At 36.9% G+C, this 19,643-nt stretch carries 14 protein-coding genes and 1 pseudogene; 4 read left to right on the top strand and 11 right to left on the bottom strand.

The features are described 5' to 3' along the window. Window positions 1-33: 33 nt before the first annotated feature. The 8 genes and pseudogenes from SOI76_RS03310 to pilG all read right to left on the bottom strand — a co-directional run bounded on the left by SOI76_RS03310 (window position 34) and on the right by pilG (window position 11,144). A complete protein-coding gene (locus SOI76_RS03310) occupies window positions 34-915 on the bottom strand; it encodes an alpha/beta fold hydrolase (RefSeq protein WP_104079885.1) in 882 nt (293 codons plus the stop codon). A 7-nt stretch (window positions 916-922) separates the two neighbouring features. Further along, window positions 923-2,314, bottom strand: a pseudogene (locus tag SOI76_RS03305) (coproporphyrinogen-III oxidase family protein). Window positions 2,315-2,537: 223 nt separating this feature from the next. Next, the gene (locus SOI76_RS03300) at window positions 2,538-3,005 is read right to left on the bottom strand and encodes a hypothetical protein (RefSeq protein WP_205668428.1); all 468 of its coding nucleotides are present in this window, start codon (window positions 3,003-3,005) and stop codon (window positions 2,538-2,540) included. After that, complete coding sequence (gene chpA / locus SOI76_RS03295) at window positions 3,005-7,510, bottom strand: hybrid sensor histidine kinase/response regulator (protein ID WP_104079886.1); 4,506 nt, start codon at window positions 7,508-7,510, stop codon at window positions 3,005-3,007. Before chpA ends, SOI76_RS03300 begins: the two co-directional genes overlap by 1 nt. A gap of 147 nt (window positions 7,511-7,657) precedes the next feature. Further along, window positions 7,658-9,736: a methyl-accepting chemotaxis protein gene (pilJ, locus tag SOI76_RS03290; RefSeq protein WP_005072794.1), complete on the bottom strand. Its 2,079-nt coding sequence runs from the start codon at window positions 9,734-9,736 to the stop codon at window positions 7,658-7,660. A 42-nt stretch (window positions 9,737-9,778) separates the two neighbouring features. Further along, window positions 9,779-10,315, bottom strand: a complete 537-nt coding sequence (gene pilI, locus SOI76_RS03285) for a chemotaxis protein CheW (protein ID WP_002116439.1) — start codon at window positions 10,313-10,315, stop codon at window positions 9,779-9,781. Window positions 10,316-10,375: 60 nt separating this feature from the next. Next, window positions 10,376-10,738, bottom strand: a complete 363-nt coding sequence (gene pilH / locus SOI76_RS03280) for a response regulator (protein ID WP_002116220.1) — start codon at window positions 10,736-10,738, stop codon at window positions 10,376-10,378. Window positions 10,739-10,760: 22 nt separating this feature from the next. Beyond that, on the bottom strand, window positions 10,761-11,144 hold the full coding sequence (pilG, locus tag SOI76_RS03275; RefSeq protein WP_032056413.1) for a twitching motility response regulator PilG: 384 nt from the start codon (window positions 11,142-11,144) through the stop codon (window positions 10,761-10,763). 284 nt (window positions 11,145-11,428) lie between these two features. Here pilG and SOI76_RS03270 point away from each other — a divergent pair, with 284 nt between their 5' ends. The 4 genes from SOI76_RS03270 (at window position 11,429) to proS (ending at window position 18,133) form a co-directional block, all read left to right on the top strand. Then, window positions 11,429-12,067: a hypothetical protein gene (locus tag SOI76_RS03270; RefSeq protein WP_205668429.1), complete on the top strand. Its 639-nt coding sequence runs from the start codon at window positions 11,429-11,431 to the stop codon at window positions 12,065-12,067. A 68-nt stretch (window positions 12,068-12,135) separates the two neighbouring features. After that, window positions 12,136-13,245: an efflux RND transporter periplasmic adaptor subunit gene (nolF, locus tag SOI76_RS03265; RefSeq protein WP_079284448.1), complete on the top strand. Its 1,110-nt coding sequence runs from the start codon at window positions 12,136-12,138 to the stop codon at window positions 13,243-13,245. Between the two features lie 15 nt (window positions 13,246-13,260). Further along, window positions 13,261-16,359, top strand: a complete 3,099-nt coding sequence (locus SOI76_RS03260) for an efflux RND transporter permease subunit (RefSeq protein ID WP_104079887.1) — start codon at window positions 13,261-13,263, stop codon at window positions 16,357-16,359. A gap of 58 nt (window positions 16,360-16,417) precedes the next feature. Beyond that, a complete protein-coding gene (gene proS, locus SOI76_RS03255) occupies window positions 16,418-18,133 on the top strand; it encodes a proline--tRNA ligase (protein ID WP_104079888.1) in 1,716 nt (571 codons plus the stop codon). Between the two features lie 54 nt (window positions 18,134-18,187). On the opposite strand, the gene SOI76_RS03250 is transcribed toward proS, so the two are convergent. The 3 genes from SOI76_RS03250 to yeaO form a co-directional block, all read right to left on the bottom strand. Next, the gene (locus SOI76_RS03250; protein ID WP_005064346.1) at window positions 18,188-18,529 is read right to left on the bottom strand and encodes a YegP family protein; all 342 of its coding nucleotides are present in this window, start codon (window positions 18,527-18,529) and stop codon (window positions 18,188-18,190) included. A 211-nt stretch (window positions 18,530-18,740) separates the two neighbouring features. Continuing rightward, the gene (gene phnA / locus SOI76_RS03245; protein ID WP_104079889.1) at window positions 18,741-19,085 is read right to left on the bottom strand and encodes a zinc ribbon domain-containing protein YjdM; all 345 of its coding nucleotides are present in this window, start codon (window positions 19,083-19,085) and stop codon (window positions 18,741-18,743) included. 91 nt (window positions 19,086-19,176) lie between these two features. Further along, complete coding sequence (gene yeaO / locus SOI76_RS03240) at window positions 19,177-19,533, bottom strand: DUF488 domain-containing protein (RefSeq protein WP_104079890.1); 357 nt, start codon at window positions 19,531-19,533, stop codon at window positions 19,177-19,179. Window positions 19,534-19,643: the final 110 nt, after the last annotated feature.

The following is a 19,643-nucleotide window of genomic DNA, read 5'->3' as shown; positions in this document are numbered from 1 at the left end:
ATAAACTAGAAAATTAGTTTTAATATAAACGGCTTAAAAAGCTGCTTTTGAATTCTTATCTATCCATTGCAATACAGTTGGCCAGACTTCTTTAGCAGCATTTTGGCTAAGTACAATTCGACTATGAGAATAATTTTCTAAGTTATTATTGGAGCAACCAAATTCTCTAAATATATTGTTTTCGTTTTCAAAAGCTTGCAAATATTTATAGCATCCTTTAACAGGGGCAATAAATTTATCGCCAGCTCCGCAAATAGAATATATTGGAACTCTAATAGATCTCATAAATTTTTTATAATCTATATCTTTAAATTCACTTATAAAATTCCCCTTTAAGTTCCAATTAAACCATGGGCGCATCGTGTAATAGCTTTCATTTATTCGCCCCAACTTAAATTTATTAGCAGGAATCTGACCTAGACCTTTTACAACTAATTTTGCAGAAAACAATTTAATAAAATCAAAGGAATTATTTACTGCTCCAAACGCTTGGCAAGCAATAAAAGTAATACTCTGAATATTTTTTAAATATTCAGGATAATTAATCAAGAACATGGTTAAGCATAGACCTCCACCGCTGTGTGTTACACAGTGTAATGAAGTTATATTAAAATTATGGTGAATATAATGAAATGCGGTTTTATATTCATATAATGCAACAGTTTCAAAATTAAATGGTATATCTGTTTTTGGGCTAGTACCATGCCCTCGCCACTCTAAAATAAAACAGATATACCCGTGATTTGCCAAATAATCTGCAATACCCATACAAACAGTCTTGTCTGAAAATGCACCATGAGATAAGAAAATTGCTTCTTTTTTTATCAGGATATTCTTGCTTTTAGCAATTTCCCATAAAGCAAACTCACCATGATCATCTGTTTCTAAAATATGCAGCTCTTTATGAATTGACATTTATTTTCTACTGTTGCAAAGATTTTATTCTAGGTTGACTTAATAATGCCTGAATAAGTGGAGTATAAAACTCGCCTTCATTAATAAGTTTAATATATTCATCACTATACTCTACCCAACCTTCTTCAGCTAATGCATCCCAAATAGGCTTATAGTCGAGTTTAATATCACTATTAAAAATTTTCTCATACTTTTTGGTATTAATTTTCATTTCCTGTAATGCTTGAAATATCCAAATTAACTTTACGTCTTCAGTATCATGAACAAACATACGTTCAATAGGAAGTTTATTTAAAGATATTGCATTGTAGTATTCAGTTAGGTTTCAATGATTCATTGCTGAAATAGATTTAATGCTTGATGAGTTAGGTTGTAGTCTCATATTAACGGCCGCATAACCTAATCCACTCAATGTGGTCATTTTACTTTGCCCATTGGCATCTAAGCAGTCTCTAAGGTTATCTTCATATAAATATTTCTCTGAAGTTGATTGGTTGTTATCTTCTTTTTCCCAATCATATACTGTTTTTTGTTTATAGCCTTTGTTTATTAAGAACTTTTTAGCAATGTTATACATTTCAATTTTTTTCTCAATAGAAGGCGTATTTTGCTTTTGTTTTGTCGCAAAGTCAGAACGACCAACGATATTAAGCTCATAGTGAGTAATATGTTTTATTCTTGATTGAACAATACTTTCCAAGTCTCCTAGCATTGCCTCAACTGTTTGATTTGGCCAGCCATAGATCAAATCGACGTTACAAGATAAAGAATACTTATGGAACAATTCAATTGCATCAAAAACTTGCTTTCTTGTTTGTTTTCGACCACTGGTAACGATTAGCTGATCATTAACCTGTTGCACCCCCATACTAACTCGATTGAAACCAGCTTCTTTAATTGCTCTTATTTTATCTTCATTAAAAAGTTGAGGGATACCTTCTAATGTCATTTCTATAGGGCTAGATATACCAGCATCGGGAAAAAGAGAAGATACAACCTTAGTCAGTTTTATATAATCATTAGGCTGAAGTAAATTAGGTGTACCTCCCCCTACATACAAACTTTCAAGCTTAGCTCCTTGATAAAATTCTTTATATAAGTAGGCTTCCCTACTTAAAAAATCCAGATAATAGTCCATTTCCCGCTTACCTTTATAGTCTTGTGTTGGGAAAAGACAAAATCCACAATGAGGTGGATCAGTAGGAATACAATATGGAATGCCTAAATACAAATTTATAGACTTATATTGAGCATCTGTATTTAATAAAAAGTAATTATTTTCTTCTTCCTTTAAATCTGTTTTCCACATTTTAGGTGAGGGATGGGTATGTAAAACTTTATTTGATAAATGTCTTACTTTATTTTTTTGGATGAAATTTTTAATTGAAGCAATATCCATAGTCACTATATACTTATCTATATATCAATAAATATATTGTATTTAAATATAATAAATTACGCAAATTAATTTAATTCTTCCAAATATAATAATTTTTATTTTATTAATTTAATCTAGAGCATAAATTTAGATATTTTGAAAAATAAAAATTCATCTTTTAGTATTGTTAATATATTATTTAGTCATCATAAAAAAAGGAACTCATTTGAGTTCCTTTTTTCTTTTATAAACCTAGCGTTTTTTCAATATATTCTAGATTCGGTATATGGTAGCGTTGATTGTCCATACGGACATATTTAAATACAGTTGGGTGCTGTAAAGACTCTTGTATATCTTCATTTTCATCTACGACTTCAGAAATACGCAGGCGAACTGAAACTGGCATCGATTTACACACAAGTGCAAAACGTTGACTAATATCTTCACTTTCAATGACTAACGCTACTGCTCGAGAATCTATTTCATTGTGAATCGAATAAACAGGGAGTTTTACATCATGCCATTCAATATGCTTGATACCATTTTTAACATCCATAGCAGATAACACTATATTTTGTGGCAATAGCATCGGCACTTGCTGATGGCACTCGATAATATATGCATCAATAAAACCAGTTGAGACAGTAATTAAATGCTGAAGCTCTTGCTGGTCCATTTCATTAATTAAGGATGTACTTATATTACTTTTCATTAGGCAAGTCCCCCTTCAAATGTCATGAATAACGCATCAATGTTGTGAAGTAAGTCTTCTTCTTGGAAAGGTTTACCCATGTATTGGTTCACACCTAAAGTAAATGCTCGTTCACGGTGTTTTTCGCCAGTTCTTGAAGTAATCATGATGACTGGCATATCTTGATGTAGATCATGATGTCGAACAAGATTGAGAACCTCAAAGCCATCCATGCGCGGCATTTCAATATCAAGCAGCATGAGATCTGGTTTAATATTTTCCAATTGCTCAATTGCATCGACCCCATCTTTAGCGGTGACTACATCATAGCCCTGACGTTCAAGTAATCGAGACGTTACCTTACGCACAGTTACCGAGTCATCTACAATCATGATGAGACGGCGTTCGTCAGACACACGTTGTCTATAAATAGCTTCATTGAGCGACTTATGTCGGTGAGTAGAGTGGATTTGGCGAGCAATATTTTGTCCATCTAAAATTAGACAAACTTGGCCATCACCTAAAATAGTTGCTCCCGCAATCGCCCCAATACTAGAGAATTGCTGTCCGATTGGTTTAACTACAATCTGCGCACGTGAGCCAATCAGTTGGTCAACTAATAATGCAACAGTTTGTCCATTATTTGCTTTAATCATTAATACTGGTAATGAATACATCATTCCACTTAAACGCGGAATGGGTTGATTACCAACAAACTCAGATAAATAACGTAATGGATAGCGCTTATTTTCAAATTCAAAGAACTCTTGTGTACTTCCGAAATATTGTTCTAATGAGGCTGGTGAAACCCGTACAATGCGATCAATTTGAGCCAATGGGATTGCAAATTGCTGATCAGCAACTTTAACCATTAAGGCATCACTAACAGCTACCGTAGTTGGAACACGTATGGTAAAGACAGTGCCCTGCCCATAGACAGAGTCGACGCTCACGTGGCCACCTAAGGCTTTAATATCACTTTGTACTACATCTAGTCCTACACCACGACCTGAAATCTGAGTAACTTGATCGGCTGTGCTTAAACCAGGATGGAAAATCAGCTGTAAAATATCTTGATGTTCTAATACTTGTTCTGCGTTAATCAAACCAGACATTAATGCCTTTTGACGAACCTTCTCGATATCAATTCCTTGTCCATCATCCTTAAATGTAACGACAACATCTGTACCTTGACGATGAATATTCAGTTCAATGCGTCCAGTTTCTGGTTTTTGAGCTTGTTCACGTTGCGCACGGTCTTCTAAACCATGGTCAATTGCATTTCTAAGCATGTGCTCAAGTGGTGTGACCAAACGCTCTAACATTGTCCGATCTAGCTCACCCTCAGTATTATTAACAAAAAGCTCTGCTGGTCGATTTAACGCAGTAGAAGTCTGCCTCACAATTCGTTGTAAACGAGGTAGCAATCGAGAGAATGGTACTAAGCGTGTTCGCATGAGACCTTCTTGAATTTCAGCCTGAATACGAGATTGCTGTACCAATAACCCCTCTGTATCTCTGATCTTTTCAGATAATGTATTTTTAAAATCCACTAAATCTGATGCAGATTCGGCAAGAGATTTTGACAACTGGTTTAATGAAGAATATTGATCCATCTCTAAAGGATCAAATTCCGTATACCGAGAGTTTTCAATACCGTGTTTTGCAATAATTTGAGTTTCTAATTCACCTTCCATTCGGCGCAACTGATCTGCAAGTCGCTGAATAGCCAATTCCATTTCTGCAAGAGTATGGCCAAACTGGCTTAAATCCATTTCAATTCGTGAACGGTTAATTGAATTTTCGCCAGACAGATCAATCATTTTTTCAATTAAATCTGCCGAGACTCGAATCATCTCATTATTTTGATCAAGGCGTTGTGTTTGTTCCCACGCACCCATCATTGGCGGTGGTTCTGTACCGTCACCTTGTACAAAACTCATTACAGGTTCTGTGCTGAATAGATCAGTTCGAGTTAACTTACTAGGAATTTGAATTGCTGTTTCAATGAACTGAATATTTTCCAGACTTTGTTGTAAACCATCGAAGTGTTGATAATTTTGTTTAAAAATAGCCTCTTTTAACCAGACAATTGCACTCTCTAATAAGTTGTCGTAAATATTTGAGCTGAAATGATGAAGTGCAAATTGTTCAAAAGCATTCTCAAGTTGATAAGCAATCGCTTGCACGGTTTCAAGTCCCAGCATACGGGAACCGCCTTTCAAGCTATGCACAGCCCTTTGTAGCTGAAGCAAGATACTACGGTTAGTACGCTGCTCGAACCATTGTTTTAATAGATGATCGGCCGTTTCTAATAGTTCAGCCGCTTCCTCCATGAATGTCTGCTCGACAACAGAATTAATATCTTGCTCTTGAAGATTTTCTGTATAGCCTTGGTCAGCATAAAGAACTTGTAATTCGGTTTGCTCAACAAATTGATTATTAGATTCAGTAATCTGCTCAGAACCAGAAGCTAACTCACTGAAGCTTAACGCTGTATTATTTATCGCTTCTTGCGGTAATTCTACAAAATTTACTTCATGTATAACATAGGTTTCAGATTCTGCTTGCACTTCTTTAATATGAGAATCAAATACTTGACCTGCATTTTTAAGCGCTTGAATAGTATGAGAAGCAGCATAATCTAGATGCTGTTCACGTACTATTTGCAAACGGTCAGCCAAGTCATCTTGAACTAGTCGAATAAAATCAATGAAACCAGGCGAAGCTATTAATTGTTTTTTAATTAAACGCTCATAAATACTTTCTAACTCATGTGCAATTAAACCAATATAAGTTGCCTGAATCATATTTGCCCCACCTTTTAAGGTATGCAAATAACGCATCAGATTATTGAGAGCGGCAAAGTTCTGTTGATCATTAACCCAAAGATTAAGATCTGTATCCATTCCCTCAAGCAACTCATCGGCTTCTTCAAGAAAAATATCTAAAAGATCTGGATCAAAATGACGGTTTACATGCTCAGACGAAATGAATTGTCGATCTAGTTGTACACTCTGCCCTATAGTGACCTGATCAGTGAATACATTTTCTATCAGAGGTTCATTCGCTGTTTGTTCAACTTCAGCATTAAACAATGATTCAAAAACGTCTTGATGAGTTTCTAATGATTCGGAATTAAGATCTGGAATATATTGAGTATATAGTTTTAGCTCTTCCAAGACATTTTGGTGTTGCTCAATAATACTTACTCTTTGCCCCGCAGCTAAGGCATCAAATAACTGAATTAATTGTTGGTGCGCTTTTTGATAAATTTCAAAAATATAATCCGATTGCAATAAATCAGGTCGATCAAGCAATATGTCGTAGCTTTCTTTCAACTGGTTAGTATATTCATATAAACCAATCATTGCCTGCGACTGAGTATGTTGCAGCAAAACATCTGCTTGTTCACTTAAACGTTCAAGATAATGAGGAAACTCTGTACGTATACCCTTCTCAAAATCTAACTCCGCATCAAGTAATTCAGCAACATCTAGCTGTAACAGCTGAGACACTAAACCATGTGGAGGCATGAGCGGGCTTGAATGCTCACCATGCTGCTCCATATAAGCATCCCAAATCTGATTAAATTTTTGTAGATCAGCTTCCAATTGCTCAGTAGAACAATGGGTAGCCAATGAATCTAAACAATTTCGAATAAACTGACGATAATCACGAAGTAATGAAATTTCTTCTGAATGAGAAGAAAGCTCTTCTTGTAATAGTATTTTAAATAAATGCTCAACTTTGGTACTGGCATCAAAGATTGGTTCTACATGAGCCATGGCCGAGCTGCCGCGTAACGTATGTAACGCACGTATTAAAGCATTATAACTTTCATGCTGATGTATTTCTTTTTCCAAAAACTGATCAATTGTCGCTAAGTGCTCTTCTGCTTCTTCCATAAATAAAATTAAGGTTTCAGCAAGAGTCTGTTCAGTTTCTAGAGCAACTTCTGGAGTCGAAATAGTTAGAACTTCAGTTGATTCGGGTTGCAAGTCTTTTGTTTCTAAACCAGTTTGAGTTTCAGCTGTAAGAATATCTGATAATAATAAAAGTTCGTCTAGCGCGGGTTCTATACTTTGCTGTTGTTGTAATTGTTGTCCCAATAAAATGAGGGACCTAAAGTCTAAGGTATGAACTTTTTTAGATTTGAAGTCATCTACTAACTTAAAGAAATAGAACTTAAATACTAACTGAATATATTGTTGGATGTGAGAAGTTAATCCGAGACTCTGATTGATTACCCGATTAAGCGTATCTTCAACAGTCCAAGCAAGCTCAGCAGAAGATTTGGCGCCACTCATTCGCCCTGAACCTTTCAATGTATGAAAATGACGGCGGATTTCAGTAAGCGTAGCAATATTTTCAGATTGCATCCATTCGTGAATCAAAGATTGTAATTCAACAAAAATTTCTTCAATTTCTTCAACAAATATTTCAAGAAATTCATCGTCTTGTTGAGAGTAGCTATCTTCCGGTAGCATCATTGCTTCAGTTAAAGTTTTTAATATTTCTTTCATAGCAAAGGCTTCTTTTGCTTGTCTCCCAAATGGAGAAAAACGACAGAGTCAACACCAGAAAAATAGCTGTTTCCCCAATATTTATCTGGTGTTGTTAATACTTTTTAGAAGAATAGCGGTACTGAAACAGCTATTCTCATCCCCAATTTAATCAGGTAATTTAAAGTCCGTTACCGATTCACGTAATGACTCTGCCATGTTTGCTAATTCAGAAACAGAGCGTGCTGTATCAAAGGTTGCAGTTGTCGTTTGTGAAGTAATTTCTTGTACGACTGTCATGGTGGTAGCAATATGGCTGGCAGATGCAGATTGAAGTTTTGCTGCATCAGAAATGCTGGCAATTAAGTTTGCCAAGTCACCCGATACTTTTTGAATTTCATCCAAGGCAATACCCGCGTCTTTTGCCAAGTTTGCACCACGCACAACTTCAGTGGTGGTTTGTTCCATCGAAATAACAGCTTCATTTGTATCGGTCTGAATTGTTTTAACCAGAGTTTCGATCTGTTTAGTTGCCGATGCAGAACGCTCTGCAAGACGCTGTACTTCATCAGCAACTACGGCGAAACCACGACCTGCTTCACCAGCCATAGATGCTTGAATTGCTGCGTTTAATGCAAGAATGTTAGTTTGGTCGGCAATATCGTTAATGAGCGATACGATGTTACCAATTTCTTGTGAAGACTCACCCAATCGCTTAATACGTTTAGATGTTTCTTGAATCTGTTCACGGATTGTGTCCATACCTTCAATTGAACGGTTTACCACTTGCGCACCATTAGAGGCAATTTGTACCGAACGTTCTGCTACCTCAGCAGATTCAGATGCATTTGAAGATACTTGGTCAATCGATTGCGCCATTTCATTCATTGCTGTTGATGCACCAGCAATTTCTTGAGCCTGATGCTCAGACGCCTCTGCTAATTGGTTCGTAATACTCTGCGTATCTTGCGTATAGCGAGCAACTTCTTGAGAGGTTTCATGAATACGGGATACAAGGTCACGTAGTTGGTCAATCGCAAAGTTAATCGAGTCGGCAATCGCTCCCGTAAAATCCTCAGATACGGTTGCATATGAACGTAAGTCACCATCTGCAAGATCGGCGATTTCATCAAGTAAACGTAAAATCGCGTTTTGGTTACGGTCATATTCGTCTTGTAATCGAGTAACACGTTGTTTATCCATCACACTACGTAATGTGATCAATTTAAATACTGAGAAGATTAAGCCTGCTAAAGAACTGATTAGCACCGCGCCTAACAATAAAGTAAGCCAGTTCTTTCTTGCTACATCAGATAAATGCCCCAAGTTATCTAACATCACATCTGATTTAGAGAAGATCTGAGAAGATGCCTGACGAACATTGACAATCTGGTTACCATTTTTTAATACCGTAGCAGCAGCAGATTTTAAGACTTTGTCATATTCAGATTTAATACTTTCTAATGATTCACGTAAAGCCGGATCCGCAATACGATCAACACCCAATTCAGCATTACCATTAAGTTCAGCATTTAAATACGTACCAAACGTATCAATGTCTACACCAAAATCGCTAGTCGATACATTACCATCGGTACCACTTAATACCGAGTTAATAGAACGTAAAATACGTTCGGCAATAAATACCTGGTTTTTAGCAATAATTACCTGACTACTTGGCAAACCTTGACGCGCCATTTGGTCAACCATCAAGTTATATTCTGCCTGAATCTCAGGGACGGTTTCGCTAATAGAGATGTTGGTGTCATATAACTGGTTAAGGACTTTTTGATGTGCTGAAATCAAATCGATGTTTTTTGAAAGTTCAGTCCACATAACTTGAACTTTTTGATATTCATCAGTCGATTTACCGTGAATATTTTCAATCTCAAGTAAGTTTTCATTAAAGTCTTTTTGAGACTGCTGTAGCTTGGTGATTGCCTCTTGAGAGCCAGACTCAGTTGCTTCAGTTGCTTGTTTAGAAATCGTTTGAGATAACAAACGTAACTCACCGAGACTTCGAATTAACTGGTTATGACGTGGAACGTTATAGAACAGATAGGCTAGAGAAACTAATGCAAGCACAAAACATAAAAGTGCTGCATATAGGATTGGCTTGGACTTTTCACTTTCCCCAAATAAACTGGCAAACTGCTCAATTTTTGACTGGATTGTTGCAATAAAATTGACACCCGATTTTTCGGACGCAACCCGACTGCTGCCTTTCTTTTTAAGCTTAAAGCCCATAGCTTTTCCCCAGAAAAATACTCTGTTTTCACAGCGTAAAAATTAGTTTATAAATTTTGTCGATGCATTCATGTAATGTGGGTTTTGCAATAAACGACTAAATAAAAAGACATGCCAATGCTGGTTATGTTGATGAAAATAACCTTGGCAATATTCTTTTAGATTTTCCTCTAAGTCTAAGCTTTGAGAAAAAAAGCTTTTTTTATTAAAGTGCTGAATCCCCAAAACCTGATCCACGACTAAGCCCACATACTGGTCGCGATGGCTAATACACAATACTTTTTGAGTTGACGAAAATGAACTTCGTTGCCCTAAAATAAAATGCGCCAAATCAGACACTGAAAGTAATCTTCCTCGAATATTTGCCAATCCCTTTACCCAACTTTGGGTATTTGGAACTGGTGTATATTTTGGTGGATAGATTACTTCTGACACTTCCCCAAGTGGTGCGACGAAGTATTGCCCTCTCATTTCAAAAGCAATTCCTGACCATCGCTGTGCTTCATTTTGAACTGAAGCGTAATTCTTATTACCCCGTTTAGACAAACGAAGTAACTCGATAAATCCATTCGCTGCCATACTCGATCCTATAAAACGGGTACAAAATGCCCGTTATTTATGTTTTTATGGATGGATGAGTTAATTTAGAAATTGTTTAATTACATCAATCAATTGATTTTCTTCGATTGGCTTAATCAAATAATCGATTGCTCCTTGACGCTTGCCCCATACACGGTCAGTTGCCTGATCTTTAGTACTCACAATAACAACAGGGATATGCTTAGTGTCTTCATCACGGGTAATCTGACGTGTTGCCTGAAAACCATTTACACCCGGCATTACAACATCCATCAATACAAGATCTGGTTGCTCTGCCTTAGCAAGAGTTACACCATCTGCACCATTTGATGCTTCAAGCACGTCATAACCATGTTTGGTTAAGATCTCTTTAAAACGGAAAGTTTCTGTTGGTGAATCATCTACAATGAGAATACGTGCCATTTTTTTGCCCTCAAATTATTAGTTATGAATTTACATGATTACGAATCGCATTTAACAATTCATCTTTGCTAAAAGGTTTCGTCAAGTATTCATCTGAACCTACCACACGCCCTTTTGCCTGATCAAATAAACCATCTTTACTAGAGAGCATGATAACGGGAATGTTCTGATAATTTTGAGAGTTTTTTATCAAAGCACAAGTTTGATAACCATCTAAACGAGGCATCATGATATCGACAAAAACAATATCCGGATTTGCTTCTGCAATTTTGGACAAAGCTTCAAATCCATCCACAGCAGTAATCACTTCACAGCCTTCACGCTGTAATAAGGTTTCCGCTGTACGGCGAATGGTTTTTGAGTCATCAATCACCATTACTTTCAGATTTTGGAATGCATCTTCCATTTAATCTTCCATCCCCATAAAAATAAAATATAAATGCAATTTAACTTAAATTTGTTTTTACACATTTATACGCATTTTTAACATATCTCACCTTCTATTTTCAATGAGGCATTTTTGTCTACTTTCTCATTTATAAACAATAACTTTTAACCTCATCACACTTTAATTAAAATTATCATTTTTTTTATAATGACTATATTTTTATTCAGCTAAATAATAATTAATATAATAAAGATTAAATATTTAAAAATAAGCGACTTAGCTATCTTTTTTGGGGATTTTCAATGAATGACAGGATGAAATATGCCTTTTACAGGAACTGTTTGTCTGTATCTATAGGCATTATTTCCTTCGGATCACTCTTTTTCTTAACCTTTGGTGTTGCTATTGCCGATACATCTAAAGCGGTTTGGTATCGTTATTATGATCAACATGGTATTGCCAATATTAGTACATCGGTCACACCTGCTCATATTCGTTATGGTTATGAAGCTCTAGATCGTAATATGCAAGTGATAAAAAGAAACCATTCTTATAATGCTGAAGCTGATTTAAATCAATCAAGTCAGCGGGCATTATTGGCGCGACATAAAGAACAAGATATCAAATTAAAAAAAGCTTATAGCAATAGTAAGACAGCTTCGATTAAAAGAGATCAGGCATTAGTGTCTATAAAAAAGCAAATTAATTATCAGCAGGAACAACTTAATCAATTACAACAAGACAAAATTTTATTTAAGCGTCAGGAAATGGAGTATTTCAGAAAAGGAGAACCGATTCCTGAGCGTCATAAGACGTTGATTGAAAACAATCTAAATAATATTAATCGGGTTAAACAAACACTTGAAACACTTTCCAAGACCTATAACCGAACCAACCATGAGTATGAAAATATTATCGATCGTTTAAAAAAGCTTGAATAACTGCAAAGGTTTATCAAGAATAGGGGCAAAATAAAATTTGAATTATAGGATGATGCTGTATGCACACAATGCATCTCACCCCTTCTACTTTTTTTAAACTGAGTATTATTAGTTTATGTTTAATTTTAGCTGCATGTAATCAGCAAGAAACAACTCAAACCTCAGCCTCAGCTCCTGTAAAAATTGAGCTTATTCCTCAAGACCTTATTGCAGTTAAACAAGGAGCACTTGACTCCCAAACTGCATTTACAGGAACTATTCGTGCGGTTCAACAAAGTTCCATTCAGGCGCAAGTAAGTGCAACAGCGACGAATGTCACTGCAAATGTCGGCCAACAGGTACAAAAAGGTCAAGTTCTGGTGAGATTGAATAATCAGGACAATGTTGCACGATTAGCGCAAGCACGCGCCAACCTTGCATCGGCTCAGTCACAAGCTGAACTTGCTCGTAATTTGATGAACCGAAAACAAAGATTATTTAATCAAGGTTTTATTGCTCGTGTCGAGTTTGAACAAAGTCAGGTTGACTATAAAGGCCAGCTTGAAAGTGTAAAAGCACAACAAGCAAATGTTGATATTGCTAAAAAAGCGGATCAAGACGGAATTATTACTAGTCCAATTTCAGGTGTGATTACTAAACGCCAAGTTGAACCCGGTCAAACTGTTTCAGTTGGACAAACACTATTTGAAATCGTCAATCCAGATCAGCTTGAAATACAGGCCAAGTTGCCAATTGAACAGCAATCTGCGCTTAAAGTAGGTAGCAATATTCAATATCAGATTCAGGGCAATTCTAAACAATTAAATGCTACGCTTACTCGCATTTCACCTGTTGCCGATCAAGACAGTCGACAAATTGAGTTTTTTGCTGCTCCTAAAGAAAAAATTGATTCGTTAAGTATTGGAGCTTTCATTAATGGAAATATTTTGCGCAATGACACTCATCAAGGCCAAACTATTCCTTTAGATAGTATTCAAAATATACAACATGACCCGTTTGTATGGGTGATACGCAATCACACCATTCAAAAAGTTAAAATTCGGGTGGTTGAACAGCGTTATAACGACAATATTGCTTTAGTCGAAGGTTTAAAAAGCACAGATCTGGTCAGCCGTATTCAATTTGAAGATTCCGACATTAATAAAAAAGTGACGGTTACAACCGAAAAAAATAAATAAGGTAGCAAATAGCGTATGTGGTTTACTCGAATCAGTGTGAAATACCCCGTTTTTACCATTATGATGATGCTCAGCTTAATGGTACTCGGGTTGGCATCTTGGAAACGTATGACTGTCGAAGAGTTTCCAAATATAGATTTCCCTTTCGTAGTAGTCACTACACAATATGCGGGTGCGTCGCCTGAGGCTGTTGAGTCAGATATTACAAAAAAACTTGAAGATCAAATCAATACAATTTCAGGAATTAAACAAATTACTTCACGCTCAAGTGAAGGTCTTTCAATGGTGATTGCTGAGTTTAATCTTGATACTTCTTCGGCGATTGCTGCTCAGGATGTTCGTGACAAAATTGCACCCGTCACAGCGCAGTTCCGTGATGAAATTGATACACCGATTGTGCAACGCTATGATCCCTCTTCTAGCCCAATCATGTCAGTCGTATTTGAATCAAACAGCATGAGTTTGGCTCAATTAAGTTCGTATGTAGATAAAAAAATTGTACCTCAGCTTAAAACGGTTTCAGGTGTCGGTAATGTGAATTTATTGGGCGACGCTAAGCGGCAAATACGAATAAAGGTTATTCCTGCACAATTGCAAAGTTACGGCATTGGTATTGATCAGGTCATTAACACGCTAAAAAATGAAAATATTGAAGTGCCTGCAGGGACCTTACAGCAAAAAAATTCTGAACTGGTTGTACAGATTCAATCAAAAGTTATTCATCCCCTTGCATTTGGTGATTTGGTCATTGCCAATAAAAATGGTTCACCCATTTTTTTAAAGCAAGTGGCAACTGTTGAGGACACACAAGCCGAACTACAATCGAGTGCCTTTTATAATGGAAGAACTGCGGTCTCTGTCGATATCTTAAAAAGTTCCGATGCCAATGTAATTAAAGTCGTCGATCAGACTTATCAAACGTTAGAGAAATTAAAAGATCAAATGCCTGCGGGCTTAGATTACAAAGTCGTAGCTGATAGTTCTAAAGGTATTCGCGCTTCAATCAAAGATGTTGTTCGAACCATTATTGAAGGTGCTGCTTTAGCGGTTCTCATTGTTTTACTCTTTTTAGGCTCTTTCCGCTCTACAGTTATTACCGGTTTAACCTTACCGATTACATTACTCGGAACCTTAACTTTTATTTGGGCTTTCGGGTTTAGCATTAACATGATGACGCTGTTAGCTTTATCGCTCAGTATTGGTTTACTCATTGATGATGCAATTGTAGTTCGGGAAAATATTGTCAGACATACTGAACTGGGCAAAGACCATGTAACCGCTGCTCTTGAAGGGACAAAAGAAATTGGTTTAGCTGTACTCGCAACCACGCTTACTATTGTGGCAGTCTTTCTACCCGTAGCCTTCATGGGTGGTCTGATTGGACGCTTCTTTTATCAATTTGGTGTAACGGTCAGTACGGCTGTTTTAATTTCAATGTTTATTAGCTTTACGCTCGACCCAATGCTTTCAGCTCATTGGAAAGATCCTGTAAAGAAAAAAGATAATTGGCTACAACGTTTTTTTAACCATATTTCTAATTTGTTAGATCGGCTTACTCATGTTTATGAAAAGCTATTAAAGCTTGCTCTACGCTTCCGTTTCATTACAGTCATTGTTGCAATCGCTTCATTATTTGCTGCATTAGGCCTGTCTAAACTCATCGGGACCGAATTTGTACCTACACCAGATAAAGGTGAAGTCCGTATCCAGTTCGAGACTCCTGTAGATTCTTCTTTAGAATATACCCAAGCCAAATTACATCAGGTCGATCAAATTATTAGACAATTCCCCGATGTCGTTTCTACTTATGGCGTGGTTAACAGTGAAGTAGACTCTGGTAAAAATCATGCTGGTTTAGGGGTGACCTTAAAACCGAAACAAGAACGTAGCTCAGATCTTAATACACTCAATAATCAGTTTCGTGATCGTTTGCAAACTGTAGCGGGTATTCGGGTAACTTCTGTTGCCGCAGCACAAGACTCTGTCTCTGGCGGACAAAAGCCAATCATGATTTCTATTAAAGGATCCGACCTAAATGAACTACAAAAAATTTCAGATCGTTTTATCGCTGAGATGGAAAAAATTAAAGGCGTAGTTGATTTAGAAAGTTCATTGAAAGAACCCAAACCGACTTTGGGTGTTCATATTAATCGCGTGCTGGCAAGTGATTTGGGCTTATCTGTTTCCCAAATTGCGAATGCCATTCGACCATTAATTGCGGGCGACAATGTCACCACTTGGGAAGACCGTGATGGTGAAACTTATGATGTGAATTTACGTTTAAATGAAAATAAACGTATGCTTCCGCAAGATGTTCAAAATTTATATATCAACTCTAATAAAACCAATGCAGCTGGACAAAATATATTAGTTCCATTGAGTGCCGTCGCAACGACCGAAGAAAAACTTGGGGCTTCGCAAATTAACAGACGTGATCTTGAACGTGAAGTTCTTATTGAGGCAAATACCTCAGGTCGCCCGAGTGGAGATATTGGTCAAGACATCGACAAAATGCAAAAGGCGTTTAAGCTACCTGCGGGCTATACATTTGATACGCAAGGGGCAAATGCAGACATGGCTGAATCTGCTGGATACGCATTAACTGCTATTACTCTATCGATTGTATTTATTTATATCGTGTTAGGTTCTCAGTTCAATAGCTTTATTCATCCCGCAGCAATTATGGCCTCTTTACCTTTGTCATTGATTGGTGTTTTTCTTGCCCTATTCTTGTTCCAAAGTACCCTAAATCTGTTTTCGATTATTGGTATTATCATGCTGATGGGGCTTGTCACTAAAAATGCGATTTTGCTGATCGATTTTATTAAGAAAGCGATGGATCAGGGTGTGAGCCGTTATGACGCTATTTTACAAGCTGGTAAGACCCGTTTACGTCCAATTTTGATGACCACAAGTGCTATGGTGATGGGGATGGTTCCCTTAGCTTTAGGTCTCGGCGAAGGCGGTGAGCAAAGCGCACCAATGGCTCACGCTGTTATTGGTGGTGTGATAACCTCTACTCTGTTGACTCTTGTGGTTGTACCCGTCATTTTCACTTATCTGGATGACTTGAAAAACTTTATGCTGCGTCAAACACGACGATTCATGTCATAATGCAGCGATTATCGTATAATCTGCGTTTTTATAACGCTTAACTTTTAGGACTTTTTCCATGCGCGCAAGCCGCTTTTTATTTGCAACGTTGAGAGAAACCCCAAATGATGCTGAAGTGATTTCACACCAGCTCATGTTACGTGCGGGGATGATTCGTAAATTGGCATCTGGTTTATATACATGGCTGCCGATGGGAACACGTGTGCTTAAAAAAGTAGATGCGATTGTTCGTGAAGAAATGAACCGTTCAGGCGCAATGGAAGTATTCATGCCCGTGACTCAACCCGCAAGTCTTTGGGAAGAATCAGGTCGATATGAACAATATGGCCCTGAGTTATTACGTTTTAAAGATCGTCATACGAACCCATTTGTACTTGGGCCAACGCATGAAGAAGTTATTACGGATATGGCACGTAACGAATTAAAAAGTTATAAGCAGCTTCCTGTAAATTTCTATCAAATTCAAACTAAATTCCGTGATGAAATCCGTCCACGTTTTGGTGTAATGCGTTCACGTGAGTTCATCATGAAAGATGCTTATTCTTTCCATGCAACTCAAGAGTCGTTACAAGAAACTTATGATGTAATGTACGACACCTATAGCCGTATTTTCACTCGCTTAGGTTTGGATTTCCGTCCAGTTCAAGCAGATACAGGCTCTATTGGTGGTTCAGCTTCACACGAATTCCATGTATTGGCTGCTAGTGGTGAAGATGACATCGCATTTTCAACTGAATCTGATTATGCGGCAAACGTTGAAATGGCTGAGGCTATTTTAGTTGGTGAACGCGCAGCGCCGACACAAGAACTAAAATTGGTTGAAACACCAAACCAAAAAACAATTGATGATGTATGCCAATTCTTAAATGCTGATCCAAAGCAATCTATTAAAGCATTATTGGTTCAAGGCGTTGCTGATGAAAAAGGTAATGTTCCTGTCGTTGCTCTATTTGTACGTGGTGACCACGAACTTAATGAGATTAAAGCTGAGAAGCATCCTTTAGTTGCTGCGCCTCTTACTTTTGCAACTGAAGAACAACTCCAAGCATTTGGTTTAACTGCTGGCTTTACAGGTCCACAAGGTTTAGTCGAAAAAGGCTTAACTGTAATTGTTGACCGTGCTGCATCTGTTCTTTCTGACTTCGTTGCTGGAGCAAATGAAGCTGACAAACATGCGGTTGGCGTAAACTGGGAACGTGACGCGCAAATTAGCGAAGTTTTTGACTTACGTAATGTCGTTGAAGGCGATCCATCTCCAGATGGCAAAGGTACACTACAAATTAAACGTGGTATCGAAGTAGGTCATATTTTCCAGCTTGGTACTAAATACTCTGAAGCTCTAGGCTGTAAAGTTCTCGGTGAAGATGGTAAACCATTTACAGTAACTATGGGATGCTACGGTATTGGTGTAACACGTGTTGTTGCAGCTGCAATTGAACAAAACTACGATGACAAAGGTATTATCTGGCCTCAAGCCATTGCACCTTTTGAAATTGCAATTGTTCCAATGAATGCGCACAAATCACCGCGTACTCTTGAAGCAGCAGAGTCTCTTTATGCAGAACTTCAAGCTCAAGGTTTTGATGTGTTACTTGATGATCGTAACGAACGCCCAGGCGTTAAATTCTCTGACCTTGAATTAATGGGTATTCCACACCGTATTGTGATTGGTGAAAAAGGTCTTGATGCGGGTACTTTTGAATATAAAGGCCGTCGCGATGCTGAAGCGAGCAATTTAACTAAAGAAGAACTTTTAGCTAAGTTAGCGCGTTAATAAATACCTAAATAAAAAAGCAGCTTTTCGAAGCTGCTTTTTTTAACTCAATTTTTATGCCTGAACCGTTAAGTCCTTAACAGTTGTTGATGAACCATTGTTTTTAACTGACTCAATTCCTTTATCTCGTGAAGCTTCACTTGCATAGAACTGACTCGTGCCAATAATTTGATGATTTGCAGCTTTTAAATTGAAATAAGGTTTCCCATTCTTTGCAGTTAAACGCTCATATCGGGCATCATCACCACTATTTTTCTGAATTGACTCAATACCATTTACAGCTGAGGCTTTTGCCTTATATAGCTCGCTATTTAAAATAGGTTCACCATTACCTGCCTTCAAAATAAAACGATATTGACCATCACTCGCTTGTGAAATTTCGTACCATCCTGCCATAAAAACCTCATTTTTTTGTTGGTGTGGGTATGACTTTCGTTATTATTCTGGACGAAAGTTATTTGTTATTAATAACAATATAAAGGCATGAATATTCCTTGAACAGACCATTTTTTATACTTTTTCGTAATAAAATTATAATGATGTTGGGAATTTAAAAAGCAGAGATATAAACGTATATCTCTGCTGAAATGTAATAATAATTAACAATTTAAGCTTTTTTTACAAATTCAGATTTTAATTTCATCTGACCAATGCCATCAATTTTGCAATCAATATTGTGGCCATCACTTGCATCTGGAACTAAACGAATCGTTTTTACCTTTGTACCGACTTTAACGACTGAAGATGACCCTTTAATTTTTAAGTCTTTAATTACAGTGACGCTGTCGCCATCAGCTAATACATTTCCATTCGCATCTTTAATAATTTCTTGTTCTTCGGTAAGCGATGCTTCCCCTTCTTTCCACTCATGTGAACATTCGGGACAAATCAATAAGTTGCCATCTTGGTAAGTATATTCTGATTGGCATTTTGGGCAGTTTGGCAAAGACATGAAAAAAATCTCAAAAAGTATATTATGCGAGATATGACTCATTTTTTAAAGTTTTAAATAAGAGACTTTTACCAAAAAAAAATTTATATATTCATTTTAAGTTTTTACTTAATAAATATTCTTTCAAAATGATTGCATGGTTATTTTCAACATCTTTTGCTGAATATAAAAGCGTAACTGTATGTTTTGCTAAGATATGTTGTAGTTCTTCAACGGCGGAGTTGGTTTCAAGCTCTTTTAAATAACGCTGTTTAAATTCTTTCCAATGATCTGGTGTTGCAGCATGGAACCACTTTCTAAGTTCAGTTGAAGGAGCCACTTCTTTTAGCCACAAATCTAAATGAGCATTCTCCTTACTAATTCCCCTACTCCATAAACGGTCAACCAAAATCCGCTTTCCATCACTGGGGTCGGCCTTTTCATAAATTCTTTTAATTTGAATATCCATCGTTTTTCTCTGCATATTGTTTATATTTTAGAGTTATAAAATTATTCTATATTTTATTTATTTTGAATAAAGCTCAAAAAGAAAAAGTGAGCAGAAAGAAATCTACTCAC

The organism is Acinetobacter pittii (assembly GCF_034064985.1).
In the GTDB taxonomy this organism is placed as follows: domain Bacteria; phylum Pseudomonadota; class Gammaproteobacteria; order Pseudomonadales; family Moraxellaceae; genus Acinetobacter; species Acinetobacter pittii_H.
This window is presented reverse-complemented; position numbering and strand designations above follow the sequence as displayed.